Origin of the sequence: Blattabacterium cuenoti (assembly GCF_014251595.1) — a bacterium.
Lineage (GTDB): Bacteria > Bacteroidota > Bacteroidia > Flavobacteriales > Blattabacteriaceae > Blattabacterium > Blattabacterium cuenoti_Q.
In genome coordinates this window covers 533,238-556,106 of the sequence record NZ_CP059192.1, presented here as the reverse complement: position 1 = coordinate 556,106, position 22,869 = coordinate 533,238, and the positions used below count along the sequence as shown (strand labels likewise).

Sequence of the window (22,869 nt, the reverse complement as noted above, 5' to 3'; positions counted from 1 at the left end):
ATAATTTTTCATATTAGTGTAGTTTTTATTACTATACTTATCTCTGCTTTTTTTTCTGGAATGGAAATGGCTTTGATTTCGTCTAGTTTATTTCAAATAGAATTAGAAAAAGAAAATAAAAAAGGATCTTTTCATTCTAAACTTCTTTCAAAAAGTATTAGTAATTCTAAAAAATTTATTACTACAATGTTAATTGGAAATACCATATCTTTAGTAATATATGGTATTTATATGGGGAAATTATTTTTATCTATTTTTCCAAAAGAATTTTTAGATAATTCTTTATGGATGATTTTTGTAGAAACAGTTTTTTCTGCCACTATTATTTTGATTATTGGAGAATTTATCCCCAAAATAATATTTAGTGTGTATTCAAATGAATTGTTGAGTTTATTCATTGTCCCTATGTATGTAATATATAAAATACTTTCTCCTATTACAAATTTTATTATTTGTATTTCTAATGTATTCTTAAAAATTTTAGGAGAACAAGAAAATGATAAAAAAAAATTTTTTGACAAAGAAGATTTAATCTATTTTTTATCAGAAAATATCGAAAAAAATGTAAAAGGAAAAGGGTTTGTAGAATCAGAAATTGAAATTTTTCATAAGGCTTTGGATTTTTCAGAAAAAAAGGCACGAGAATGTATGGTTCCTAGAAAAGAAATAGTATCTTCCAATTTAGTATTTTCTTCTATAGATAAGATCATAAATATTTTTACTAATAGTGGGTTATCTAAAATAGTAATTTATAAAAATAATATAGATAATATCATAGGTTATATTCATTATTTAGAATTATTGAAAAAACCAAAAAATATTGATTCTATAATTAGATCAGTAGAATTAGTTTATGTTACAACTCCTGTTAGAGAAATTATGGATCTTTTAATTAAAAAAAAAAGAAGTATAGCTATAGTATTAGATGAGTATGGTGGAACTGCAGGAATGATAACTATAGAAGATATATTAGAAGAATTTTTAGGAGATATTAAAGATGAACATGATGAAAATTTATTATTAGATAATAAATTAAATGATAATGAATTTTTATTTTCTGCACGTTTAGAAATTGATTTTATTAATGCAAAATATGATTTGAATCTTCCTCAATCTGATAAGTATGAAACTTTAGGGGGGTTGATTGTCACTTATATAGGAGATATTCCGAGACATGGCGATAAAATTGTTATGAATAAAAATTTTTTTATTGAAATTAGAAAGGTATCTAAAAATAAAATAGAAGAAGTTTTTCTTAAAAAAATAATTTTAAAATGAGTTTTTTAGAAAAAATAAGAAAAAATACATGGTTAGTTTTACTTTTTATAAGTATATCTTTAATATTTTTCATATTAGATCCTAATATTTTATTAAAATTTTTTACTAAAAATCCGAATATTATTGGAAAAGTAAATAAAGACAATATTTATTTAAAAGAATATCTTGATTCTTTTCAATTTTTGAAACGATTTCGTGAAAACGAACCTGATCATTATTTAAAAAATGATGCTTGGAAATTATTAGTTCACGAAAAAGTATTAAATCAACAAGCAAAAAAAATAGGAATAAAAAGTACGAATAAAGATTTTTGGAAAGGAATAGAACAACAATCCATATATAGTAAAATTGTTGATTTTCAAAATGAAAAAGGAAAAATGAATATGAAAAAATTCAAGTTTTATTTGAAAAATTTGGAAAAATTGCCTTCAAATTTAACACCTCAGATAGAATTAGAAAAAAATATTTGGTCTTATGAAAAAAATAGTATTCTAAAAAGAATTGTTGCAAAAAAATATGTAGAAATGTTGATGTATGGATTAAATACTTCTTTTGTTGAAGCTCTATTAAATTATAGAGATAAAAATTTATTTTCTGTCATTGATTATATATTTATTCCTTATTCAGAAATAAATAAAAAATGTCACATTATCAAAAGTCATGATATTTATAATTTTATTAAAAAAAATAAATTTCTTTACAAAAAAGAAAATTTAAGAAATCTGAGTTTTGTAATTTTTCGCTCTGTTCCATCATTAGATGATGAAAAAAACATGGATTTCAAAATCCAAAAATTATTTAATAAATTTAAATTTTCTAATCATAACTCCACTATTGTTTCTAATCACTCTGAAAAACCTTTTGATTCAAATTTTTATTCAAAAAAACATCTTCCTCTTGTTTTGCAAGATTTTGTTAAAAATAATAATAAAGTAGGGAGTATGTTTGGTCCTGTTAAAGATAACAATATTTATATTATGGCTAAATTAACTGGAAAGAAAATGGTATATAATTCTGTTTTATGCAGTCATATATTGATTTCTCATAATAAATCTATACATTTTTCTAAAAATAGGACCAAAAAACAAGCTAAAAAAATTGCAAATAAAATATATGATGTTGTCGTTAAAAATCCATATCAATTCAGTTCTTTAGCAATAGAAAAATCTGATGATGTCATCAATGCAAAAAAAAATAAAGGTAATTTAGGATGGATCAAATATGAAGAACAAAATGAAGCATTTAAAGGGAAGGGGTCATTTAATTTTTTTTCTTTAAAAAATAAAAAAGGAACAATAGGTTTAACTGAAACAAAATTTGGATACCATATTATTAGAATTGATGATGTAAAAGATATAAAACCTGTTTATCAATTTTCTATAATAATCAAGACACTAATTCCATCAAAAAAAACGGAAGGTTTACTTTATCAAAAAACTGTTCAGTTTATGAAAAAAAATAAAAATTCCAATCTAAATACATTTATTAATAATGCAAGAAAAAAAAGATATGAAACTCTTTTTTTAAAAGAAATAAAAAATTATCAATGGAACATTCCGGATTTAAATACTGAATTGGATAAGGAAATTATAAATTGGTCTTATGAAAAAAATAGAAAACAAGGAGATATAAAACTTTTTTCCACTTCAAATAAAGACTATATCATAGTTTTTTTATCTAAAATTCAAAAAAAAGGATATCCTATTGAGGAAATAAGAAACAATATAATTCCTTTTCTTATTCATCAAAAAATAGATTGTTATTTATCTAATATGATCAAAAATAAACACATGGATTTAGAAAAAATAGCATTTCTTTTTTCTAAAAAAATAAATAAATTTCATAAAATCAATTTTTATCAATCTATAATCGAAAATTATAAAGACCCCAAAGTAGTGGGGTATGCTTTTTCATCAAAATTACATGAAACTTCTAACCCAATATTAGGAGAAAGAGGTGTTTTTTTTATAAGACCATTAAAACGTTTTAATACATCTAAAAAGCTTTCTTATTTTTCTTCAGAAATAGAATCTTTAAATGCCAACTTAAGAAAAAATATTTTAGAAAAAATAGGAGATGTATTAATAAAAAAATCTAATATTATAGATTATAGAAAAAATATATGACATTTAATGATTTCGTTTTATAGAATAAGGAGGTGTATTCATTTTTTTTTCTCTGTAATTAGAAATTTTTTTTCTTTTTATGGGTTGATCATTATTATGAGTATTTTTAATAATCTCATCTTTAATTTTTGTTTTAGCATTTTTTAAATATCGTATTCCTTCTCCTAATCCACGAGCTATATCCGGTATTTTTTTAGGACCAAAAACAAGTATAGCTATAAAAATAATAAAGAAACTTTCTTCTATGCTAATAAATAAAAAATTTTTCATTTTGTTATATTTTTTTTACAACAATCATATACTATAGATGGAGCTATAAATATAGAAGAATAAGTCCCAACACTAATTCCAATAAATAAAGCCAACATTAAACTATGAAGAACTTTTCCACCAAATAAAAAAATAATTAAAACTACTAATAAAGTAATAAAAGAAGTATTTATAGTTCTATTAAGAGAACTAGAAATACCTTTATTTATGGTTTCTTTCATCAACATCAAAGATGATGTTTTTTTTGAAATTTTTCGAATTTTATCATAAACTATTACGGTATCATTAATAGAATAACCAATTATTGTTAATAAAGCGGCTACAAAAGTTTGATCTATTTCTAGTATAGGAAATTTTTGATGAAAAAAAGAAAACACTCCAAGTACAATAATTGAATCATGAATTAAAGAAATTATTGCTCCTAATCCAAATTGCCATTTTTTGAATCTTATAAAGATATATGTAAAAATTCCTATTAAAGATAATATAATGGAAATAAAAGCCTTATAGATCATATCTTTAGCCATTGTAGGTCCTACTTTTTCAATAGATAAAATACCTAATGATTTATTATTTTTAATGTTTTTAAAATCCTCAAAATTAATAGGAAAAAAATTTTTTAAAGCTAAAAAAATTTTTTTTAAAATGATTTCGTCAACTTCATTATTTTCTTCCAAAATTTTATATTTTGTTACTATTTTTAATTGATTATCATGACCAAACGTTTGTACCCTAGGAAAAGAAGGTTTTCCTTTTTCTATAAATGTTTTTGACAAAATTTCTGAAATTTTTTCAGGAACTATTTTACGATCAAAAAGAATGACGTAAGAACGTCCTCCAACAAAATCTAATCCAAGATTGAATCCTTTTAAAAAAAAAGAAAGTATACTAATAATGATCATTGTAGAAGAAATCATATAAGTCCATTTTCTTTTGGATAAAAAATCATATCGTATATTTTGAATTTTATTCAAAACAAAAAATAATATTTTTTTTCTAAAAATAATTATTTTATGTTTTTTAAAATGCGATTCTAAAAATAATCTTCCTAAACAAGTGGAAGTAAACATAGATACCATAATACCAATAATTAATGTAGTAGAAAAACCTCGTATTGGTCCCACTCCAAAGTAGAATAAAATAATTCCACATAATAAAGTAGTGATTTGTCCATCTATAATAGACGATAAAGCTCCTTGTAGGGTATAACTATTATGAATAGATCTCAATATAGAAATTTTATTTTTTATGTTTTCTTTAATTTTTTCATAAAAAAGAATATTAGCATCCATAGACATGGATAATGTTAATATAATTCCTGCAATACCTGGAAAAGTCAATACAGCATTCATAGAAATGATAATTCCAAAAATAAATATTATGTTGAACAGTAAAATAATACCAGCATATAATCCTGGAATAGAGTAGTAAACAAACATCCAAATAAATATAAAAAATAAGGCAATGAAAAAAGAAATGATTCCTTTTTGAATAGATTCTTGTCCCAAAAAAGGACCTATAATATCAGTTTGAATAACTTTTACCGAAGTTGGCAATTCTCCTGTATTTAATACATTAATCAAATCATTAGATTCTTGCATTGAAAAATGTCCATATATTTGAGACATTCCATTTGAAATGACCGATTTTACTACAGGAACCGCATAAACTAAATTATCTAGTACTATTGCGATGCTTTTTCCGATATTTTTTTCTGTAAATATTTTCCATTTTTTAGTCCCTTCTGTATTCATTTTGATATTTATAGATATTTCATTTAAAGGGCCAAAAGATTTGTAAGCACGAGTGACCATATCTCCGTTTATAGAATAATATCTTTCTTCATCATTATGATTGATTTTTACAGCAAATAATTGAAAAAAATTATTTAATTTTTTATATCCCCACAAAAATTTTACATCATGTAAATGATAGGGTAAAGATTTTTTAAATTCCGAAGAATTTAAAAAATGGGTTATGATGTTTTTATATTTAATATGAACCAATCCAACTGCATTTGAATGTCTAATAAGAGGAATATTTAAAATATCTATAAAAGATTTTTTGATTTCATAATGTTTTTTATCATAAAATTTGTTTATTGTATTAAAATGTGAAATAAATTCTTGTAAACTATAAGTTTCAAAAAAATGTAATTCCGCTTTTTTTTCTAAAATATTTTTTATTCTATCTATATTTTTGATTTCAGACAATTCTATTAAAATTCTGTTTGAATTTTTAATTCTTTGTATATTAGGTTGTATGATTCCAAATTTATCGATTCTGGATATTAAAATATTTTGAATAGAAATTATAGATGATTCTATTTTTTTTCTTAAAAATCTTTCTACTTCAAAATCAGAACTATTCGAATCAATGTATTCAATATTTGATTTGTTTCCAAATAAGTTTTGAGAAGATAAACTAATATTTAATTTTTTATTAATGATTTCTTGATGAAAGAAATTTATGAAAAGCGATAAATAATCTTTGTTTGGTTCTTCTTTTTTTTTATGATCTGCATTTTCTAATGCTTTTAAAAAAGCAGAATTTTGAGAATTTTCAGATAATTTTTTTAATAAATCTTTTTCAGAAATGTCTAAAACCATACTGGTTCCTCCTTTTAAATCTAATCCTAGATTTAAAGTTTTTTTATTGTTTTTTTTGAATGTATAATTTTTGATATTTATGGATATGTAATACAAACAAATAGCAGTTAATATTGCGGTTATAAAAATCGTCAAAAAGTTTCTTGCAGACATTTTAATTTTTATCGATTTTCATAAAATGGAATAATATAAAATTAATATGTGAAATTATTATTTTATTAATAGATTAAAAAATTTTTATTTTTATCTTTATTGCATTGGGATTAAGAAAATTGAATGAATGCACTCAAAAAAATTTTAGCTTATTCAAAACCCTACAAATATCATTATATTATTAATATATTATGTAATTTTCTATATTCTTTATTTTCAGTTATATCTATCATATCAATTTCCCCCGTATTGAGTATTTTACTTGAATCTTCTAAATACAAAAATAAAACAACATTTTTTAATTCTTTTGATATATTTTTTGATTTTATAGTCAACTATTTTCATGGTTATATAGAAATATTATCATATAAATATGGAAAAATAAATACTTTAGCTATACTTTGTGTTTTTATCATTTTTATTTTTTTAATTCGAAATATTTTTCGATATTTAGCGGAATATTTCTTAATAGGAATAAAAACTTCTATTGTTCGAAATATTCGAAACGATTTTCACAAAAAAATACTTTCTATTCCCATAATTTTTTTATCAAATAAAAGAAATGGAGACTTAATGTCCAGACTATCCAATGATGTAAATGAAGTAGAGGTTTCTATTGTTGGTTCTTTGGCTAATTTAATTAGTTCTCCTATTATGGTTTCTTTTCATTTACTAACTTTATTTTTGATGAGTTATCAATTAACATTATTTGTTTTTCTATTACTTCCTTTAATGGGGGCTTTTTTATCTATTATAGGAAATAGTTTAAAAGAAGATGCAAGAGGAGCTCAAAATCAATTGGGTAGATTATTTTCTATTATAGAAGAAACTTTAAACTCTACTAAAATTATAAATGTTTTCAACGCTGAAAACAAAATGCAAAAACGTTTTGAAGATGTTTCTGAATATCAAAAAATTCTTTCTGCTCGTGTTAATAGAAAAAAAGAATTAGCCTCCCCTATGAGTGAATTTTTAGGTTCGATTATAATGATTTTAATTATTTGGTATGGAGGAAAACTCTTTTTGGAAAAAAAAGGAATGTCCCCAGAAACACTTTTTCCTTTTATAGGTCTATTTTTTCAAATAATTAACCCCGCGAAAAGTTTGGTAAATTCTATATCCAATATACAAAAAGGAAGGGCAGCAGCAGAACGTATTGTGGAAATACTAAATACTAAATCTATTTCAAATGAAGAAATTAGATATAAATCTATTTTTCATTTTAAAAATGAAATTTCATTTCAAAATGTATCATTGAGTTATAAAAAATTGATATTGATTAAAAATTTAAGTTTTTCTTTAAAAAAAGGAAAAAGTATAGTTTTAGTTGGGAGATCTGGTAGTGGGAAATCTACTATTGCTAATTTATTAGCCAATTTTTATGATGTAACATCTGGAAAAATTACGATAGATGGAACTAACATTAAATATTTAAAAATTAAAGACTACAGAAAATTATTGGGTATTGTAACTCAAGAACCAGTTCTTTTTAATGATTCGATTTTCAATAATATAGCATTAGGAGAAGAAAAAAAAATATCAACCAATTCCGTTATACAAGCAGCTAAAATTGCTAATGCACACTGTTTTATAAAAAAACTACCAAAAGGGTATGATACAATTATAGGCTACAATGGAAATAAATTATCCTTAGGTCAAAAACAAAGAATTAGTATAGCTAGAGTTGTATTTAAAAATCCTCCAATTATGATTTTAGATGAAGCGACTTCTTCCTTAGATACAGAATCTGAAATTAAAGTTCAAAAAACATTAAATAAAATAATGAGAAATAAAACATCCCTTGTCATAGCTCACAAATTATCTTCTTACTTGATAAAAAAGGCAGATCATATTATTGTGTTAGAAAAAGGAAAAATCATAGAACAAGGAAATCATGATACTTTGATTTCAAAAAAAGGAACTTATAGTAAGTTAATGGCTTTACAAAGCTTTTAAAATGAATATTGTAAAATATTTTACAGAAATTATCAACCATCCTGTTTCATCAATTTCTATTATAGGAAATTTATTTCTAATAGAAAGTATTTTGTCTATAGATAATGCAGCTATGCTGGCTTCTATGATTATAAATATTAAAAAAGAATATAGAAAAAAAGCTATAAAATATGGAATTATTGGTGCTTATTTTTTCCGTAGTTTATGTCTATTATTTAGTTCTATATTAATCCAAATATGGTGGTTAAAACTATTAGGAGGGATATACTTGATTTTCATTGGATTGAATCATTTTTTTTACAAAAAAAATTATACATCAAATCATTTCAAAAAAGGAAAAACACAAGATTCTTTTTGGAAAGTCATTGTTATGATAGAAATAATGGATTTAGCTTTTTCTATTGATAATATTTTTGCTTCTGTTGCTTTATCAGAAAACTTTATATTAATTTTTTTAGGTGTATGTATAGGTATTTTATCAATGAGATTGATTGCAAAATTTTTTGTTCAACTAATGGAAAAATATCCTGAATTGAAACATTCAGCCTTTTTTGTCATTATTATTCTCGGAATTAAACTTGTTTTTTTTTCAAAAAAATATATTCCTAATTCATTTTCATTTTTATTTTCAGAAAAAATGTTTTCTTTATTTACTTTTTCTGTATTTTTATTGCCTATTTTTTTTTCATGGATTAAAAGAATAATAAATAAAAATTAAAATAATAGAGTTATAGGATCTTCTAAAAAATTTCTAAGAGAATGAATATATTCACTTCCTATAGCTCCATCTATAATTCTATGATCACAAGATAATGTAATTTTCATTACATTTCCTATTTCAATTTTATAATTTTTAATGACTGGACGTGTCATAATCGATCCTACAGATAATATGGATGTATTAGGTGTATTAATAATCGAAGTAAAAGATTCGATTCCATACATTCCTAAATTGGAAACAGTAAAAGTGCTATTTTCGATTTCTTCTGGTTGTATTTTTTTTGATTTTGAACGAAATGCTTTATCTTTAATTTCTTTAGAAATTTGCAATAATGATTTTTGATCTGCGTTTTTAATAACTGGGACGATCAATCCATCTTTTATAGATACAGCTACTCCAATATGAATATATGGATGCATTATGACTTTTTCATCACTCCATGATACATTTATATCAGGATGTTTTTTTAAAGATTGAGCAACGGCTTTAATAATTATATCATTAAATGATATTTTACTTTCTAAAGATAGTTTATTATTTAAATTTTTTCTAAACTCAATTAAGTTATCCACATTGATTTCACTAAATAAATAATAATGAGGAGCTGAAAATTTAGAATAAGTTAAATGTTCAGCTATTTTTTTTCTTATAGAAGAATGAGCCGGTGTTATGGTTTTTTCTTCCTTTTTTTCTAGTTTTTCTAGGTTAATCTTGTTGTAAGATTCTATATCTCTTTTAATGATTCTTCCATGTTCTCCACTTCCTTTAATATCATTGATAGAAATTCCTATTTTTTTAGCCATTTTTTTTGCTACAGGAGAAATAAATATTCTTTTATCTTTTTCTAAAATATTTTCTTTAAGTTCAAATTTCTTATTTTCCGGTTCTTTTTTTTTGTATTTTGAAATAATATGACTAATATCTTCTCCTTCATGACCTATAATAGCTAATATATCATTGACATGTGTAGTTTCTCCTTCTTTTACTCCAATAAAAAGTAAAACGCCATTAACATCTATTTCAAAATCTTGAGTCGCTTTATCTGTTTCGATTTCAGCTAAAATATCACCTTCTGAAACTTTATCTCCTATTTTTTTATTCCATTTAATTACAGTCCCCTCTTTCATAGTATCACTTAATTGGGGCATGGATATTATTTCTGCCATGATTTTAAATTTTTTATGAAGATAAAACTTTATCTAAAAAAGGATAACATTTTTCATAATAAACTACATCATACATTTCTTCTAACGAAGGAAAATCTGATCTTTCGGCAAATTCAACACAGGATTCTATCTTTTTTTTAACCTCATTTTCTATTGTATTCAAATTTTCGATAGTTTCCCATTTATTTTGTATGATCATATTTTTTAATTTTAAAATAGGATCTTTTTTTTTATACAAATAAACTTCTTCTTTAGTCCGATATAATTCGGAGTCCGACATAGAATGACCTCTATATCTATATGTTTGAACATCTAAAAAACTAGGACCTTCTCCTTTTCTAGCTTTTTCTATAGCTATAGAAGCAGATTGTGCTATTTTTTCAGGATCCATTCCATCTACAGGATAAGAAGGCATTCCATAAGCCTTTCCAATTTTATAAATTTCTTCTATATTGCTACTTCTTTTGACAGAAGTTCCCATAGCATATTTATTATTTTCACATATAAATACAACAGGGAGTTTCCATATCATAGCCATATTAAATGTTTCATGTAAAGATCCTTGTCTTACTGCTCCATCTCCCATAATAGTTAGAGTGACAGCTTCTCTACTAAAATATTTGTCAGCAAAAGCAATTCCAGCTCCCAATGGAATTTGTCCTCCTACAATTCCATGTCCTCCATAAAATCGGTGTTTCTTGCTAAAAATATGCATAGATCCTCCCATTCCACGAGAAGTTCCTGTTCTCTTCCCTAAAAGTTCAGACATGACTTTTTTTGGATCAACTCCCATTGAAATGGGTAAAATATGACATCTATAAGCGGTTATAATTTTATCTTTAGACAAATTCATTGCATGGGTTAATCCAGCAGGAACCGCTTCTTGTCCATTATATAAATGTAAAAATCCTCTGATTTTTTGTTTTAAGTATAAAGAACGACATTTATCTTCAAATTTTCTCCATAAATACATATTTTTAAACCACTTTATATAGGTTTCTGTGGTTATTTTTTTCATGAAAAAAAATTTTATGAAATTATTGTATACAAATTTAATCTTTAGGATTCAAAATACAAAGAAAAAGAATTTAAATTAAACAAATTAAGCTTTCTAAGGCAATCTTTCTAGATCCTTTAATAAGAATATAATCCGTATTTCGAATAGAATATTTTTTCATACATTTCACAAAATTTTTTTTGTTAATAAATTTTTTTATTTTATCGGAAGTTTCTTTCGTGTTAAAAAAAATATCTCCAATTAAAAAAGCTATATTAATACTACTTTTTTTTAGAAAAGAAATAATTTTTTCATGTTCATAATTAGAAAAAAAACCTAATTCTAACATATCCCCTAGTATTACTATTTTGTATCCTTTAATATGATTAAAAAAAGTAAGAGCTTTTATCATACTAGTTGGGTTTGCGTTATAACAATCTATAATAATTTTTACATTATTTTTTTTCAAAATTTGAGAACGATAATTATTAGGAACGTATTCTTCTACTGCTTTTTTTATTTTTTCTAAAGAAACTTTGAAATATATTCCAATAGTTACAGCTGAAGCTATGTTATATAAATTGTAATTTCCGATTAAAGAGGAAATAATTTTGATATTTTTAATGTATAAAGAAGATTTCAAATTATTTTTTACATATAAGTATTTAACATTTATATTCGATTTTATTTTTTCCTCTCCTGAAAAAATATATCTATTCATTCCTATGCTATTAGATAATTGGATAGGATCATCTCCATTGATAAACACTATCTTTTTATTTTTTTTTAAAAAATCATATAATTCTAATTTACTACGTATTATTCCTTCTATACTTTTAAATCCTTCTAAATGAGCTTTTCCAAAATTTGTAATATATCCATAATCTGGATTAATAATATTACACATTTTTTCTATCTCTTTTTCATGATTTGCTCCAATTTCCATAATTGATATTTGTGTATTCATAGGCATAGAAAGTATAGTTAATGGAATTCCTATATGATTATTAAAATTATTTTTAGTACAGTGTACTTTTTGATATTTCTTAGAAAGAATGGATGTAATAAGTTCTTTTGTTGTCGTTTTTCCATTACTTCCAGTTATAGCTATAATAGGAATGTGATGTAATTGATATCTATGGTAAGTTGCTAACTCATGTAAAAAATATAATGTATTGCATACAAAAACAATTCTTTTTTTGTAGGAAGCAAATTTTTTATTATCAACTATAGCTAATATTGCTCCATTCGAAATTGCTTCATCTGCAAATTGATTCCCATCAAAATTTTTTCCTTTCAACGCTATAAAAATGGATCCTTTTTTAACTTTTTTACTATTTATTTCTATCCCAGAAGAAGTGGTATATAATTTATATATATTTTGAATTTTCATAAAATCATATTAATTGAAAATTAAATAACTCATTAAAGCAAGTCTTCTTCAAGTTTCATTTTTAAATTATTAATATTGGTGATAACCGTTCTTTTTTGATCTTTAATGTAAGAGATATAACCTGTTTCTTCGGATATCACAAGACATATAGCATCTGTTTTTTCAGATAAACCAATGGCAGCTCTATGTCGTAATCCTAAACGAGATGGAATTTCTTTATTGTAAGAAACGGGAAGAATAGCTCTTGTTTTTATTATTTTATTTCCTATAATCACTACAGCACCATCATGTAATGGACTATTTTTATAGAAAATACTTTCTAAAATAGAAATATTAACTTTAGCGTCCATTTCATCTCCATTTTGAATAAATTCTTTTAAATCTTGATGTAATTGAATTACTATTAAACCTCCTGTTTTATCTCCTGAAAAAATAGCACAAGCATTTACAATACTATCTATCGTTTCAGTTTTAATCGATATTCCTGGTTTGTTAAAAAGAGAAAATATAAATTTTTTGAAAAATATTCGGCTTCCTACTATGAGTAAAAATTTTCTAATTTCCGGTTGAAATACAATGATTAAAGCTAAAAAACCCCCTTTAAAAAAAGCACTTATCACAACGCTAAGAAATCTCATTTTATAAATTTCGACTACTTTCCAAAAAATAAAAGTAGCAATAATACCATAAAAAATATTTAAAGCTGCAGTTCTATAAACCAGTCTGTATACTTGAAATAAAATAATGGTTACCAAAAAAATGTCTAAAATATCAATGAAAGAAATTTTCAACAAATGTAACAATGAAAAAAGAACTTAAGCAAAAATAATACAAGTATTAATGAATTATAAAATTTTTTTATAATATTGTACTAATTTTATGCATTCTACAGCTTCTTTAACATCATGTACTCGCAAAAATTTGGCTCCATTTAAAAGTGCTATAGTATGAATAATGGAAGTTGCATTTAATAATTCTTCATAAGAGATATCTAAAATGAGTTTCATCATCGATTTTCTGGAAATACCAATTAAAATTGGATAATCTTGAAATCCTAATAAAGATAAATGTTTTAATAATTTAAAATTTTGTTCTAGTGTCTTTCCAAAACCAAATCCAGGATCTAAAATTACATCTTGAATTCCATATTTTTTTAAATAGTAAATCTTTTCAGAGAAAAAATTATTTATTTCTGTTATGATATTTTCATGATAAAATGGATTTTTTTGCATATTATCAGGGGTTCCTTTCATATGATTTAATATATATGGAATTTTAAGTTTTCCTAACAAGGGAAACATATTTTTATCTAATTTTCCTCCTGATATGTCATTTATGATAACAGCTCCTTCTTCTACCGCTATTCTAGCTACTTCACTTCGAAAAGTATCTATAGATATTTGAACATTTGGGAAATTTTTTATAATTGCACGAATAGGTTTTGTTATTCTTTTGATTTCTTCTTTTTCCGTTACAAATTTGGATCCGGGTCGAGTAGAACAACCTCCAACATCTATAAAATCTGAACCTTCATTTAATAAAATTTCGACGTGTTGTAATACACTATATTCAGTATATAATTTTCCCCCATCATAAAATGAATCGGGAGTTAAATTAACTATTCCCATTATTTTTGGTTCTTTTAAATGCAATAATGTTCCTGCACAATTAATTATCATAACCCAACTTTATTGTAATTTGTTCTAAAATTATATGATATGAATTCTATTGATTTTATTATTCAGAAATGTAGAAAACTTTTTTTGGAAAAATTAAAAGATTATGGATTATCATGGAAATTTTTTCATAATAATTCTATAATAGATCAAATTTTAATTAAAATAATTCGTATCAAAAATATCGAATCAAAAGGATATCAAAAAGTTAAAAACGAAATAATTATAGATACGTATATAGATATAATAAATTATTTATTAATTCTATTAATAAAACTGGATATTTTTTTCATATCTAATTTTCATAAAATATCAAATAATGATGTGATTTCGATTTATAATAAAAAATGGGATCAAATAAAAAATTATACCAATTTTTGTTGTATGAACAAAATTTTAAATAAGTTTTCTATAAATCATTTCTTAGATAAAATTTTATTTTTAAAACAAAATCCAGAAATTAAAGAATTAGAAAAATTTTGTTTTAAAATACTAACCCAAATCATTTTATTATTAGAATAACCATCTTTGAATTTAAAATTACAATTTTTTCTATTTATATTTATGAAAATTTTTTTGTAAAAAAATGAGAAAAAAAGTTGTCATTGCAAATTGGAAAATGAATTATGATTTTCATGAAACGACTTCTTTTATTAGAAATTTTTTAAAAATTGTTTTTGAAAGGAAAATTAATCATGATAATAAAGAAATTATTTTATCTCCTTCTTTTCCTTTTTTACACATTTCTAATCAAATTTTACAAGGAACAACGTTAAATATTGCGGCTCAAAATATTCATCAGAGTGATAAAGGTTCTTATACAGGAGAAGTCTCTGCTTTTATGCTGAAGTCTCTAGGAATACGAAAAGTGATCTTAGGACATAGTGAACGTAGGAAATTTTTTTTTGAAAAAAACGATCTTTTATCAAAAAAGATAAAAATGGCATTAAAATATAGTTTAGATATTATTTTTTGTGTGGGAGAATCTTCTTTAGAAAGATCTAAAAATAAACAATTTGAAGTTATTAAAAGTCAGTTAAAAGAAACTGTTTTTCATTGTTCTTCAGATGAAATGAAATATTTTTATATAGCATATGAACCAATATGGGCGATTGGAACAGGAAAAACCGCTACTATTGAACAAGCTCAAACAATGCATGAGTTTATTCGTTCTTTGTTTTTTAATAAATATGGTCAAAGTATTTCTGATGAAATATCTATTTTATATGGAGGAAGTATTAATGAACTTAATGCAAAAGACCTTTTTAATCAAAAAGATATAGATGGTGGACTTATAGGTAGATCTTCTCTGGAAATGGAGAAATTTTTGAAAATAGTCCAATCATAATAATACTATTATATATTGGCCTCGTAGCTTAATTGGATAGAGCATCTGACTACGGATCAGAAGGTTATGGGTTCGAATCCCTTCGAGGTCGTATTATCCCAAATAAGGTTTTAAAATTTTACTTCTAGAAGAATGTTTTAATCTTTTTAAAGCTATACTTTCAATTTGTCGAACACGTTCTCTTGTTAAATCGCAAGATTGTCCGACTTCTTCTAAAGTCATTGGAGGAGATCCATTTAATCCGAAATGCAAAATAATAACACGACGTTCTCTTTCACTTAAAGTCTCTAAAATTCTTTTTATATCTTTACGTAAAGATTCTTTTTCTAGATGTTCATCTGGACGAGGAGATTCATCGGATCGAACTAAATCATACAAATTAGAATCTTCTCCTTCTATTAATGGAGCATCCATTGAAACATGTCTTCCTGAATTTTTTATAGATTCTTCAACATCTTTTTCATTCATATGTAAATATTCTGCTATTTCTCTTGCAGAAGGAGTTCTTTGTAATTCTTGTTCTAATTGAGCAAGAGTTTTCAATATTTTATTTAATAAAGCTAATTTATTTGTAGGTTGTCTAATAGAACGTGATTGTTCAGCAATTGCTTGTAAAATTGCTTGTCTAATCCACCAAACAACATAGGAAATGCATTTAAAACCTCTAGTTTCATCAAAACGTAATATCCCTTTTATCAAACCTAAATTGCCTTCATTAATTAAATCGCATAAACTTAATCCTTGATTTTGATATTGTTTAGCTACAGAAACAACAAAACGTAAATTTGCATTGACTAGTTTATTGATGGCAGAGGCGTCTCCTTCTCTTGCTTGACGAGCGTATTCTACTTCTTCTTCTGGAGTTAATAATGGTATTTTTCCTATTTCATGAAGATATTTATCTAATGATTCAGATTCTCGATTTGTGACTTGTTTGGTTATTTTAAGTTGTCTCATTTTTTTTTATTCATTTTTTTTTACAGGACGAGGTAAAAGAACTTTTCTAGAGAGTTTCATTTTTTTATTTTTTTCATCCATTCCCATAAATTTAACATCAATAATATCTCCTATATGCAACTCTTCTTCTATATTATTCAATCTTTTCCATCCTATTTCCGAAATATGCAATAGACCTTCTACTCCTTTAGAAATTTCAACGAAAGCACCAAAATATTTTATAGATTTTACTTTTGCTTTATATACTTTTCCCAATTCAGGGACAAAAGCAATTTCTTTAATTCTATTAATTGCTTCCTTTATTTTTTCATCATCTTTTCCAATGATTTCAATATACCCTAAATCTCCTTTTTCTTCAATTAATATATTTGTGTTTGTACATGATTGTATTTCTTGAATAACTTTTCCCCCAGTACCTATAACTGAACCTATAAAATCTTTTGGAATATTGAAAGTATATATTTTTGGAGCATTAGGTTTCTTTTTTTGTCTATATTTAGGTAAAGTTTCTAACATTTTTTTTAAAATAAAAATACGACCTTCTAGAGCTTGCATTAAAATTTGATTCATTAAATCATATGTTACTCCTTCCATAGTTTTCACATCCATTTGACAAGCTGTCATTCCACATTTAGTTCCTGTTATTTTGAAATCTAAATCTCCAAAATGATCTTCTTCTCCTGTTATATCCGATATGATAATTTTTTTTTCATTTTCTATAAACAAACCCATAGCAATTCCAGAAACAGGATTTTTTATAGGAATACCAGCATCCATCAATGCTAAACTTGCAGCACAAACTGTTGCCATAGAAGATGATCCATTAGATTCTAAAATATCCGAAACTACACGAATTGTATATGGATTATTGACAATAATATTTTTTAATGCACGTTGAGCTAAATTTCCATGTCCTACTTCACGTCTAGAAACTCCTCTTATAGAACGTATTTCTCCTGTTGAAAAAGGCGGAAAATTATAATGTAAGTAAAATTTTTCTTGATTTTCCATAATAACATTATCAATTTTATTAGCATCTAAAGATGATCCTAACGTGACTGTCGTTAAAGATTGAGTTTCTCCTCTTGAAAATAAAGCAGAACCGTGTACTCCAGGTAAATAATCAACAAAACTAGATATTGGACGTATTTGTTTATCAGTTCGACCATCCAATCGAATTCCTTTTTTGAAAATTAAATCTCTAGTTATATTTTTTCTAATTTCTTCAAAAAATTGGTTAATGATCGGTTCTTTTTTATCTTTTTTTTCTTCTGTTAAAAAATTTTTTTTAAAATCATCTAGTACCATTTTTTCTTGAATAGATCTAGTTTTTTTGTTTATATAATTTTGATAAATTTTTTTAATTTTTTCATATGAAAATAAAAAAAGTTCTTTTTTTAACATTTCATTTTCTGGATCAGAATCTATTGATTTTTGATCATCAAAAAAAACACGGGTTCTTGATAATTTATTAATTAAACGGATTTGAGCTTCTATTTGTGGTTTTATAGCTTTATGGGCTTTTATTACAGTTTCCAAAAATTCACTTTCTTTGATTTCCTTCATTTCCCCTTCTATCATAATAACAGAATGATTGGATCCTCCTACTATTAAATCTATATCTGCTTCTTTTAACTGATCTAGCCCTGGATTAATAATAAATTTTCCATTTAAACGTATAATACGAATTTCTGATATAGGGCCATTAAAAGGAACACCTGCCACTGATAAAGCAGCTGATGCAGCTAAACCAGCTAAACCGTCTGGTAAAACAGTTTTATCATATGAAAGCAATGAAATCATAATTTGTATTTCTTTTTTAAAAGAATCTGGAAATGTTGGTCTTAAAACACGATCCACTAATCTCATTGTTAAAATTTCTTCATCAGAAGGTCTTCCTTCTCTTTTGATAAAACCTCCGGGAATTTTACCTCCAGCAGAATATTTTTCTCTATAATCTACAGTTAGAGGTAAAAAATTGGTTTCATTTTTTATTTCATTAGAAATGACCACAGTTGATAAAAGCATTGTATTTTTTGCGCGAACAATAACTGCTCCATCTGCTTGTTTTGCTAATCTTCCTGTTTCTATAATGATAGAGGGGCCATCTTCCATAGATATGGTTTCTTTTATTAGATCTGGCATATTTTTTTTTTTCATAAAATATAACTGATATAAGAAATATTTTATTGATTTTATTTTCTTAATCCTAAATGTTTAATTATATTTTTGTAATTATTAATATCATGTTTTTCTATATATTTTAGCAATTTTTTTCTTTTACCCACCATTTTTACTAAAGCTCTTTCTGTATTAAAATCCTTTTTATTATTTTTTAGATGATGGTTTAAATGATTGATCCGATAAGTAAACAAAGCTACTTGAACTTGAGAGGAACCTGTATCATAAACAGATGTTCCATAACTTTTAAATATTTCTTTTTTTTTTTCTACTGTCATAATAAAATAAAACTATAAAGATAAAAATATTTTTTTGAAACTAATTTCTATTCTTTTTCCATTTTAAGAATAGAATCGATATATCTCCTATCATTGGATAAACGAGGAATTTTGTGTTGACCTCCTAATTTTTTATGTTTTTTTAGCCAGTCATAGAATAAACCATTTCTAGCTACATATATAATAGGAGGCCCTAAAACAATATTTTTGTATCGTTTAATTTCGTAATCTGAATTCAAATATTTTAATTCATTATCCAAAATTTTTTTAAAAATACCTAAATCATGAGGTTTCTTTTTAAATTCTATAATCCATTCATGAGCTCCAGAATTATTTTGATTCATATATACTGGACCTGCTGTGTATTCATGAATAATAGAATTTGTTTTCATACAAGCTTGATTTAAAGCTTTTTCTGCATTTTCAACAATTAATTCTTCACCAAAAGAATTAATATAATGTGTTGTTCTTCCTGAAATCAAAATTCGGTATGGAGATAAACTAGTAAATCTAACAGTATCTCCAACTATGTATCTCCATAATCCTGCATTAGTAGAAATAACAAGAGCGTAATTTCTATTTAATTCTACCTTTTCAATAGGAAATATTTTAGGATTTGTGTTATTTATTTCTTCTGTTGGAATGAATTCGTAAAATATACCATGATTTAATAATAATAAGAGGTCTTTATCCTTTTTTTGATCTTGTATAGCGAAAAAACCTTCTGAAGCACTATATATATCGTAATAATTGATAGATTTTTCAAATAATTTATTATATTGATAAATATAAGGGATCAAACTTACTCCTCCATGAAATATTACCTCAATATTAGGCCATATTTCATCAATTTTTTTTTTATTAAATTCTTGTAATAGTTTTTTTAAAAAAATCAATAGCCAAGAACAAACCCCTAATAAAATCCTAACATCTTGATGTCCTGTTTCTTTGACTATGTTTTCTAATTTTTTTTCCCATTCACTCATTAAAGCTATTTTTTTTCCAGGAACACAAATATTTTCAACCCAGAAAGGCATATTTTTAATTAAAATAGAAGATAAATCACCATAAAATGTGTTATATTTTTTATGTAATTTGTAACTTCCTCCTAAACGAACAGCTTTTCCTAAAAAAATTTTTGTTTCAGGATGATTATGAATGTATATGGATAACATATCTTTTCCTGCTTTATAATGACATGTATTCATAGATAATTTTGTGATGGGTATGTATTTACTTCTTGTATTTGTTGTTCCAGAAGATCTGGCAAACCATTTTACTTGTCCTGGCCATAATATATTTTTTTCTCCTTTACGAATTCTATATATAAAAGATTGTAAATCAGAATATCTAAATATTGGAATTCTTTCAGAGAATTGTTGATATTTTTTGATATCACAAAATCCATATTTTTTTCCAAATTCTGTGTTTTTTGCATATAAAATCAATTGATGAATGAGTTTACTTTGTATTTCTACTGGATAACGCATAAAAAATTCTATGTTTTTCATTCTTTTTTTAAGAAAAAAAGATGTAAAATATTCAGATAAATACTTTATCATTATGAAAAAATATTAAAGTTTATTAAAATAAATTTTTTTCATTTTTTTTGGCTATGTAAATAGAAACAATTCCAAAAGTTAATTCTTGTATATAAATTGGGTTAAATTTATGATTTTTTAAAAGTTTATTCATGTTATTATTGTAATAAGGAAAAGAAAATATGGATTCTTGTAAATAATTGTAAGCATAACGATTATGGGAAATAAAATTCCCAATTTTTTTTATCAAGTGAAAATATAAATGATAAATATTTTTTATCCAATAATTAGAAGGGTTAGAAAATTCTAGAATTGCTAAAATTCCTGAAGGGTTTAAAATTCTATATATTTCTCGAATAGAATGATGAAGATATTGAAAATTTCGTATTCCGAAAGCAATGGTAACTATATCAAAAGTTTCATTTTTAAATGGAATATTTTGTGAATATCCTTGAATAATGTGAATTCTTTTTTCAAAAAAATTGTTTTTGATTTTTTTCTTCGCTATTTTCAGCATTTTATCAGATGGATCTAATCCTGTAATATTAGCATGTTGGAATCTATTAGCTAATAATATAGCTAAATCTCCAGTTCCCGTGGCTAAATCTAGTATTTTAGAATTTTTTTTTTACTAAAATTGTATAATAAATGAACTATTTTTTTTCTCCATAGAAAATCGAACCCAAAAGACAATATATGATTGATTAAATCGTACTTATTAGCAATATGATTAAACATATCTTTTAGTTTTTTTTCTTTTGAAGAAGGATAATATTTGTTCATAATATTTGGGAATTTACCTTTAAATTAAAAAAAATTTATTTTCTAAATTTTAAAATGATTAGTATAGAAATGATTAGATCCATTATTACAGGAACAGGACATTATTTACCCAATAATGTGATAAAAAGAGATCATTTTATGAAACATAAATTTTACGATAAAAAAGGATTAAAAATTAAAAAATCCAATGAAGAAATTATTAATAAATTTCAAAAAATAACAGAAATAGAGGAAAGAAGATACATAAATAAAGGATTATTAAATTCAGACATTGCTGCTATTGCAGCAAAAATAGCTTTAAAAAGTTCTAAACTTTATAAAGAAAAAATAGATTATATTATATCAGCTCATAATTATGGAGATGTTCATCCTATTTCTTGTCAGTCTGATTTGGTGCCTTCTATAGCTGCTAGAGTAAAAAACAAACTTAAAATAAAAAATAAAAAATGTAGGCCATATGATATGATTTTTGGTTGCACAGGATGGATAGAAGGAATGATTCTTGCAGATCAGCTTTTACGATCTAAATATGCTAAAAATATATTGATTACAAGTTCTGAAACTTTATCTAAAGTTATAGATCCACATGATAGAAATGCAATGATTTTTTCTGATGGGGCAGGAGCTGCTGTTCTCTCTGCTATAGAATATTCAGAAGAAAAAAACTATGGAATCATTCATTATGATACTCAATGTAATAATGATGAAGAATTATATTATTTAATGAATGGACCTTCTTTAAATCCCAATTATAAAAAATCTTTAGTTAATATCAGAATGAATGGAAGAAGAATCTATGAATATGCATTAACAGAAGTTCCAAATATGATAAAAAACATACTAGATCATACAAATTTACATATCAAGGAGATAAAAAAAATTTTAATTCATCAAGCTAATGCTAAAATGGATTATGCAATTTTAAAAAGATTATTGAAATTATACAATTATACATCTTTAAATAAAGATTTTTTGTCAAAAATTATGCCTATGACAATCCAGAAATTTGGAAACTCTTCTGTTGCTACAGTTCCTACTTTATTAGATTTAATTCTTAAAGGAAAAATGCCTCCTCATAAAATTGAACCTGGAGATAGAATTCTTATGGTTTCTTTAGGCGCTGGAATGAATATAAATGGAATGATTTACCGTTTTCCAAAACAAAAACAATAAATATGAAAAAAAAAATACATCCAGAAAATTATAGACCTGTTGTTTTTAAAGATATTAATAATGAGAAAATAATTATTTGTAAATCTACAGTAACAACAAAAGATTCTATCCATTTAGATGGAATAGATTATCCATTATATAAAATGGAAATATCTAGTTATTCGCATCCGTTTTTTACAGGAGAAAAAAAATTTTTGGGAAAAACAGGTCCAGCTGAAAAATTTAAGAAAAAATATGAAAAATATAAGAAATTATAGTGAATT

Annotated in this window: 21 protein-coding genes and 1 tRNA gene; 9 read left to right on the top strand and 13 right to left on the bottom strand. The window is 24.5% G+C overall.

The window, feature by feature from the left end:
* Nucleotides 1-1,278, top strand: a complete 1,278-nt coding sequence (locus H0H66_RS02705) for a hemolysin family protein (RefSeq protein ID WP_185858252.1) — start codon at nt 1-3, stop codon at nt 1,276-1,278.
* Nucleotides 1,275-3,404 (top strand): peptidylprolyl isomerase, encoded by a 2,130-nt coding sequence (locus H0H66_RS02700; RefSeq protein ID WP_185857896.1) that lies wholly within the window; start codon nt 1,275-1,277, stop codon nt 3,402-3,404. The genes H0H66_RS02705 and H0H66_RS02700 overlap by 4 nt, the downstream gene beginning before the upstream one ends.
* Before the next feature lie 3 nt (nt 3,405-3,407).
* Here the strand turns inward: H0H66_RS02700 and H0H66_RS02695 are convergent, their stop codons facing one another.
* A complete protein-coding gene (locus tag H0H66_RS02695) occupies nt 3,408-3,674 on the bottom strand; it encodes a Sec-independent protein translocase subunit TatA/TatB (protein ID WP_185857895.1) in 267 nt (88 codons plus the stop codon).
* Complete coding sequence (secD, locus tag H0H66_RS02690; RefSeq protein WP_185857894.1) at nt 3,671-6,436, bottom strand: protein translocase subunit SecD; 2,766 nt, start codon at nt 6,434-6,436, stop codon at nt 3,671-3,673. The genes H0H66_RS02695 and secD overlap by 4 nt, the downstream gene beginning before the upstream one ends.
* Nucleotides 6,437-6,559: 123 nt before the next feature.
* Here secD and H0H66_RS02685 point away from each other — a divergent pair, with 123 nt between their 5' ends.
* Both H0H66_RS02685 and H0H66_RS02680 read left to right on the top strand, forming a co-directional pair.
* Nucleotides 6,560-8,392, top strand: a complete 1,833-nt coding sequence (locus tag H0H66_RS02685; protein ID WP_185857893.1) for an ABC transporter ATP-binding protein — start codon at nt 6,560-6,562, stop codon at nt 8,390-8,392.
* Between the two features lies 1 nt (nt 8,393).
* On the top strand, nt 8,394-9,110 hold the full coding sequence (locus H0H66_RS02680) for a DUF475 domain-containing protein (RefSeq protein ID WP_185857892.1): 717 nt from the start codon (nt 8,394-8,396) through the stop codon (nt 9,108-9,110).
* Here H0H66_RS02680 and H0H66_RS02675 read toward each other — a convergent pair.
* From H0H66_RS02675 to folP, 5 genes are all read right to left on the bottom strand, one after another.
* Nucleotides 9,107-10,279 carry a dihydrolipoamide acetyltransferase family protein gene (locus H0H66_RS02675; RefSeq protein WP_185857891.1) on the bottom strand — a complete coding sequence of 391 codons (1,173 nt, stop codon included), beginning with the start codon at nt 10,277-10,279 and terminating at the stop codon, nt 9,107-9,109. The genes H0H66_RS02680 and H0H66_RS02675 overlap by 4 nt on opposite strands.
* A gap of 13 nt (nt 10,280-10,292) precedes the next feature.
* The gene (pdhA, locus tag H0H66_RS02670; protein WP_185857890.1) at nt 10,293-11,297 is read right to left on the bottom strand and encodes a pyruvate dehydrogenase (acetyl-transferring) E1 component subunit alpha; all 1,005 of its coding nucleotides are present in this window, start codon (nt 11,295-11,297) and stop codon (nt 10,293-10,295) included.
* A 70-nt stretch (nt 11,298-11,367) separates the two neighbouring features.
* On the bottom strand, nt 11,368-12,669 hold the full coding sequence (locus H0H66_RS02665) for a UDP-N-acetylmuramoyl-tripeptide--D-alanyl-D-alanine ligase (protein ID WP_185857889.1): 1,302 nt from the start codon (nt 12,667-12,669) through the stop codon (nt 11,368-11,370).
* A gap of 32 nt (nt 12,670-12,701) precedes the next feature.
* Nucleotides 12,702-13,460: a diadenylate cyclase gene (locus H0H66_RS02660; RefSeq protein ID WP_238785049.1), complete on the bottom strand. Its 759-nt coding sequence runs from the start codon at nt 13,458-13,460 to the stop codon at nt 12,702-12,704.
* A 54-nt stretch (nt 13,461-13,514) separates the two neighbouring features.
* Nucleotides 13,515-14,348 carry a dihydropteroate synthase gene (gene folP / locus H0H66_RS02655; protein ID WP_185857887.1) on the bottom strand — a complete coding sequence of 278 codons (834 nt, stop codon included), beginning with the start codon at nt 14,346-14,348 and terminating at the stop codon, nt 13,515-13,517.
* Between the two features lie 39 nt (nt 14,349-14,387).
* Between folP and H0H66_RS02650 the strand changes: the two genes are divergently transcribed.
* The 3 genes from H0H66_RS02650 (at nt 14,388) to H0H66_RS02640 (ending at nt 15,784) form a co-directional block, all read left to right on the top strand.
* Nucleotides 14,388-14,867, top strand: coding sequence for a nucleotide modification associated domain-containing protein (locus H0H66_RS02650; protein ID WP_185857886.1), 480 nt, complete (start codon nt 14,388-14,390; stop codon nt 14,865-14,867).
* Nucleotides 14,868-14,931: 64 nt separating this feature from the next.
* Entirely contained in the window at nt 14,932-15,693 is a 762-nt protein-coding gene (gene tpiA, locus H0H66_RS02645; RefSeq protein ID WP_185857885.1) for a triose-phosphate isomerase, read from the top strand.
* 17 nt (nt 15,694-15,710) lie between these two features.
* A tRNA-Arg gene (locus tag H0H66_RS02640) sits at nt 15,711-15,784 on the top strand.
* Nucleotides 15,785-15,786: 2 nt separating this feature from the next.
* Here the strand turns inward: H0H66_RS02640 and H0H66_RS02635 are convergent.
* Genes H0H66_RS02635 through H0H66_RS03125 form a run of 6 tightly spaced genes read right to left on the bottom strand, consistent with a single transcriptional unit; the run spans nt 15,787 to nt 21,433 of the window.
* The gene (locus H0H66_RS02635) at nt 15,787-16,650 is read right to left on the bottom strand and encodes a sigma-70 family RNA polymerase sigma factor (protein WP_185857884.1); all 864 of its coding nucleotides are present in this window, start codon (nt 16,648-16,650) and stop codon (nt 15,787-15,789) included.
* Nucleotides 16,651-16,656: 6 nt separating this feature from the next.
* Nucleotides 16,657-18,795 (bottom strand): polyribonucleotide nucleotidyltransferase, encoded by a 2,139-nt coding sequence (locus H0H66_RS02630; protein WP_185858251.1) that lies wholly within the window; start codon nt 18,793-18,795, stop codon nt 16,657-16,659.
* Nucleotides 18,796-18,845: 50 nt separating this feature from the next.
* Nucleotides 18,846-19,109, bottom strand: coding sequence for a 30S ribosomal protein S15 (gene rpsO / locus H0H66_RS02625; RefSeq protein ID WP_185857883.1), 264 nt, complete (start codon nt 19,107-19,109; stop codon nt 18,846-18,848).
* Nucleotides 19,110-19,156: 47 nt separating this feature from the next.
* Nucleotides 19,157-20,671, bottom strand: a complete 1,515-nt coding sequence (locus tag H0H66_RS02620; protein WP_185857882.1) for a GH3 auxin-responsive promoter family protein — start codon at nt 20,669-20,671, stop codon at nt 19,157-19,159.
* Between the two features lie 22 nt (nt 20,672-20,693).
* A complete protein-coding gene (locus tag H0H66_RS02615; protein ID WP_262887077.1) occupies nt 20,694-21,227 on the bottom strand; it encodes a ubiquinone/menaquinone biosynthesis methyltransferase in 534 nt (177 codons plus the stop codon).
* 29 nt (nt 21,228-21,256) lie between these two features.
* Complete coding sequence (locus tag H0H66_RS03125; RefSeq protein ID WP_262887074.1) at nt 21,257-21,433, bottom strand: class I SAM-dependent methyltransferase; 177 nt, start codon at nt 21,431-21,433, stop codon at nt 21,257-21,259.
* A gap of 69 nt (nt 21,434-21,502) precedes the next feature.
* On the opposite strand from H0H66_RS03125, the gene H0H66_RS02610 reads away from it, so the two are divergent.
* Together H0H66_RS02610 and H0H66_RS02605 are read left to right on the top strand one after the other, a co-directional pair.
* Nucleotides 21,503-22,606 carry a 3-oxoacyl-ACP synthase III family protein gene (locus H0H66_RS02610; protein WP_185858250.1) on the top strand — a complete coding sequence of 368 codons (1,104 nt, stop codon included), beginning with the start codon at nt 21,503-21,505 and terminating at the stop codon, nt 22,604-22,606.
* A 2-nt stretch (nt 22,607-22,608) separates the two neighbouring features.
* Entirely contained in the window at nt 22,609-22,863 is a 255-nt protein-coding gene (locus H0H66_RS02605) for a type B 50S ribosomal protein L31 (RefSeq protein ID WP_185857881.1), read from the top strand.
* Nucleotides 22,864-22,869 lie beyond the last annotated feature (6 nt).

Excerpts from the sequence above, each read along its gene's own strand:
- H0H66_RS02610 (WP_185858250.1), top strand. The coding sequence starts at position 21,503 with ATGATTAGATCCATTATTACAGGAACAGGACATTATTTACCCAATAAT.
- H0H66_RS02665 (WP_185857889.1), bottom strand. The coding sequence starts at position 12,669 with ATGAAAATTCAAAATATATATAAATTATATACCACTTCTTCTGGGATA.
- H0H66_RS02675 (WP_185857891.1), bottom strand. The coding sequence starts at position 10,279 with ATGGCAGAAATAATATCCATGCCCCAATTAAGTGATACTATGAAAGAG.
- H0H66_RS02685 (WP_185857893.1), top strand. The coding sequence starts at position 6,560 with ATGAATGCACTCAAAAAAATTTTAGCTTATTCAAAACCCTACAAATAT.
- H0H66_RS02680 (WP_185857892.1), top strand. The coding sequence starts at position 8,394 with ATGAATATTGTAAAATATTTTACAGAAATTATCAACCATCCTGTTTCA.
- folP (WP_185857887.1), bottom strand. The coding sequence starts at position 14,348 with ATGATAATTAATTGTGCAGGAACATTATTGCATTTAAAAGAACCAAAA.
- tpiA (WP_185857885.1), top strand. The coding sequence starts at position 14,932 with ATGAGAAAAAAAGTTGTCATTGCAAATTGGAAAATGAATTATGATTTT.
- H0H66_RS02635 (WP_185857884.1), bottom strand. The coding sequence starts at position 16,650 with ATGAGACAACTTAAAATAACCAAACAAGTCACAAATCGAGAATCTGAA.
- H0H66_RS03125 (WP_262887074.1), bottom strand. The coding sequence starts at position 21,433 with ATGAACAAATATTATCCTTCTTCAAAAGAAAAAAAACTAAAAGATATG.
- H0H66_RS02620 (WP_185857882.1), bottom strand. The coding sequence starts at position 20,671 with ATGATAAAGTATTTATCTGAATATTTTACATCTTTTTTTCTTAAAAAA.
- secD (WP_185857894.1), bottom strand. The coding sequence starts at position 6,436 with ATGTCTGCAAGAAACTTTTTGACGATTTTTATAACCGCAATATTAACT.
- pdhA (WP_185857890.1), bottom strand. The coding sequence starts at position 11,297 with ATGAAAAAAATAACCACAGAAACCTATATAAAGTGGTTTAAAAATATG.
- H0H66_RS02630 (WP_185858251.1), bottom strand. The coding sequence starts at position 18,795 with ATGCCAGATCTAATAAAAGAAACCATATCTATGGAAGATGGCCCCTCT.
- H0H66_RS02700 (WP_185857896.1), top strand. The coding sequence starts at position 1,275 with ATGAGTTTTTTAGAAAAAATAAGAAAAAATACATGGTTAGTTTTACTT.
- rpsO (WP_185857883.1), bottom strand. The coding sequence starts at position 19,109 with ATGACAGTAGAAAAAAAAAAAGAAATATTTAAAAGTTATGGAACATCT.
- H0H66_RS02695 (WP_185857895.1), bottom strand. The coding sequence starts at position 3,674 with ATGAAAAATTTTTTATTTATTAGCATAGAAGAAAGTTTCTTTATTATT.
- H0H66_RS02605 (WP_185857881.1), top strand. The coding sequence starts at position 22,609 with ATGAAAAAAAAAATACATCCAGAAAATTATAGACCTGTTGTTTTTAAA.
- H0H66_RS02650 (WP_185857886.1), top strand. The coding sequence starts at position 14,388 with ATGAATTCTATTGATTTTATTATTCAGAAATGTAGAAAACTTTTTTTG.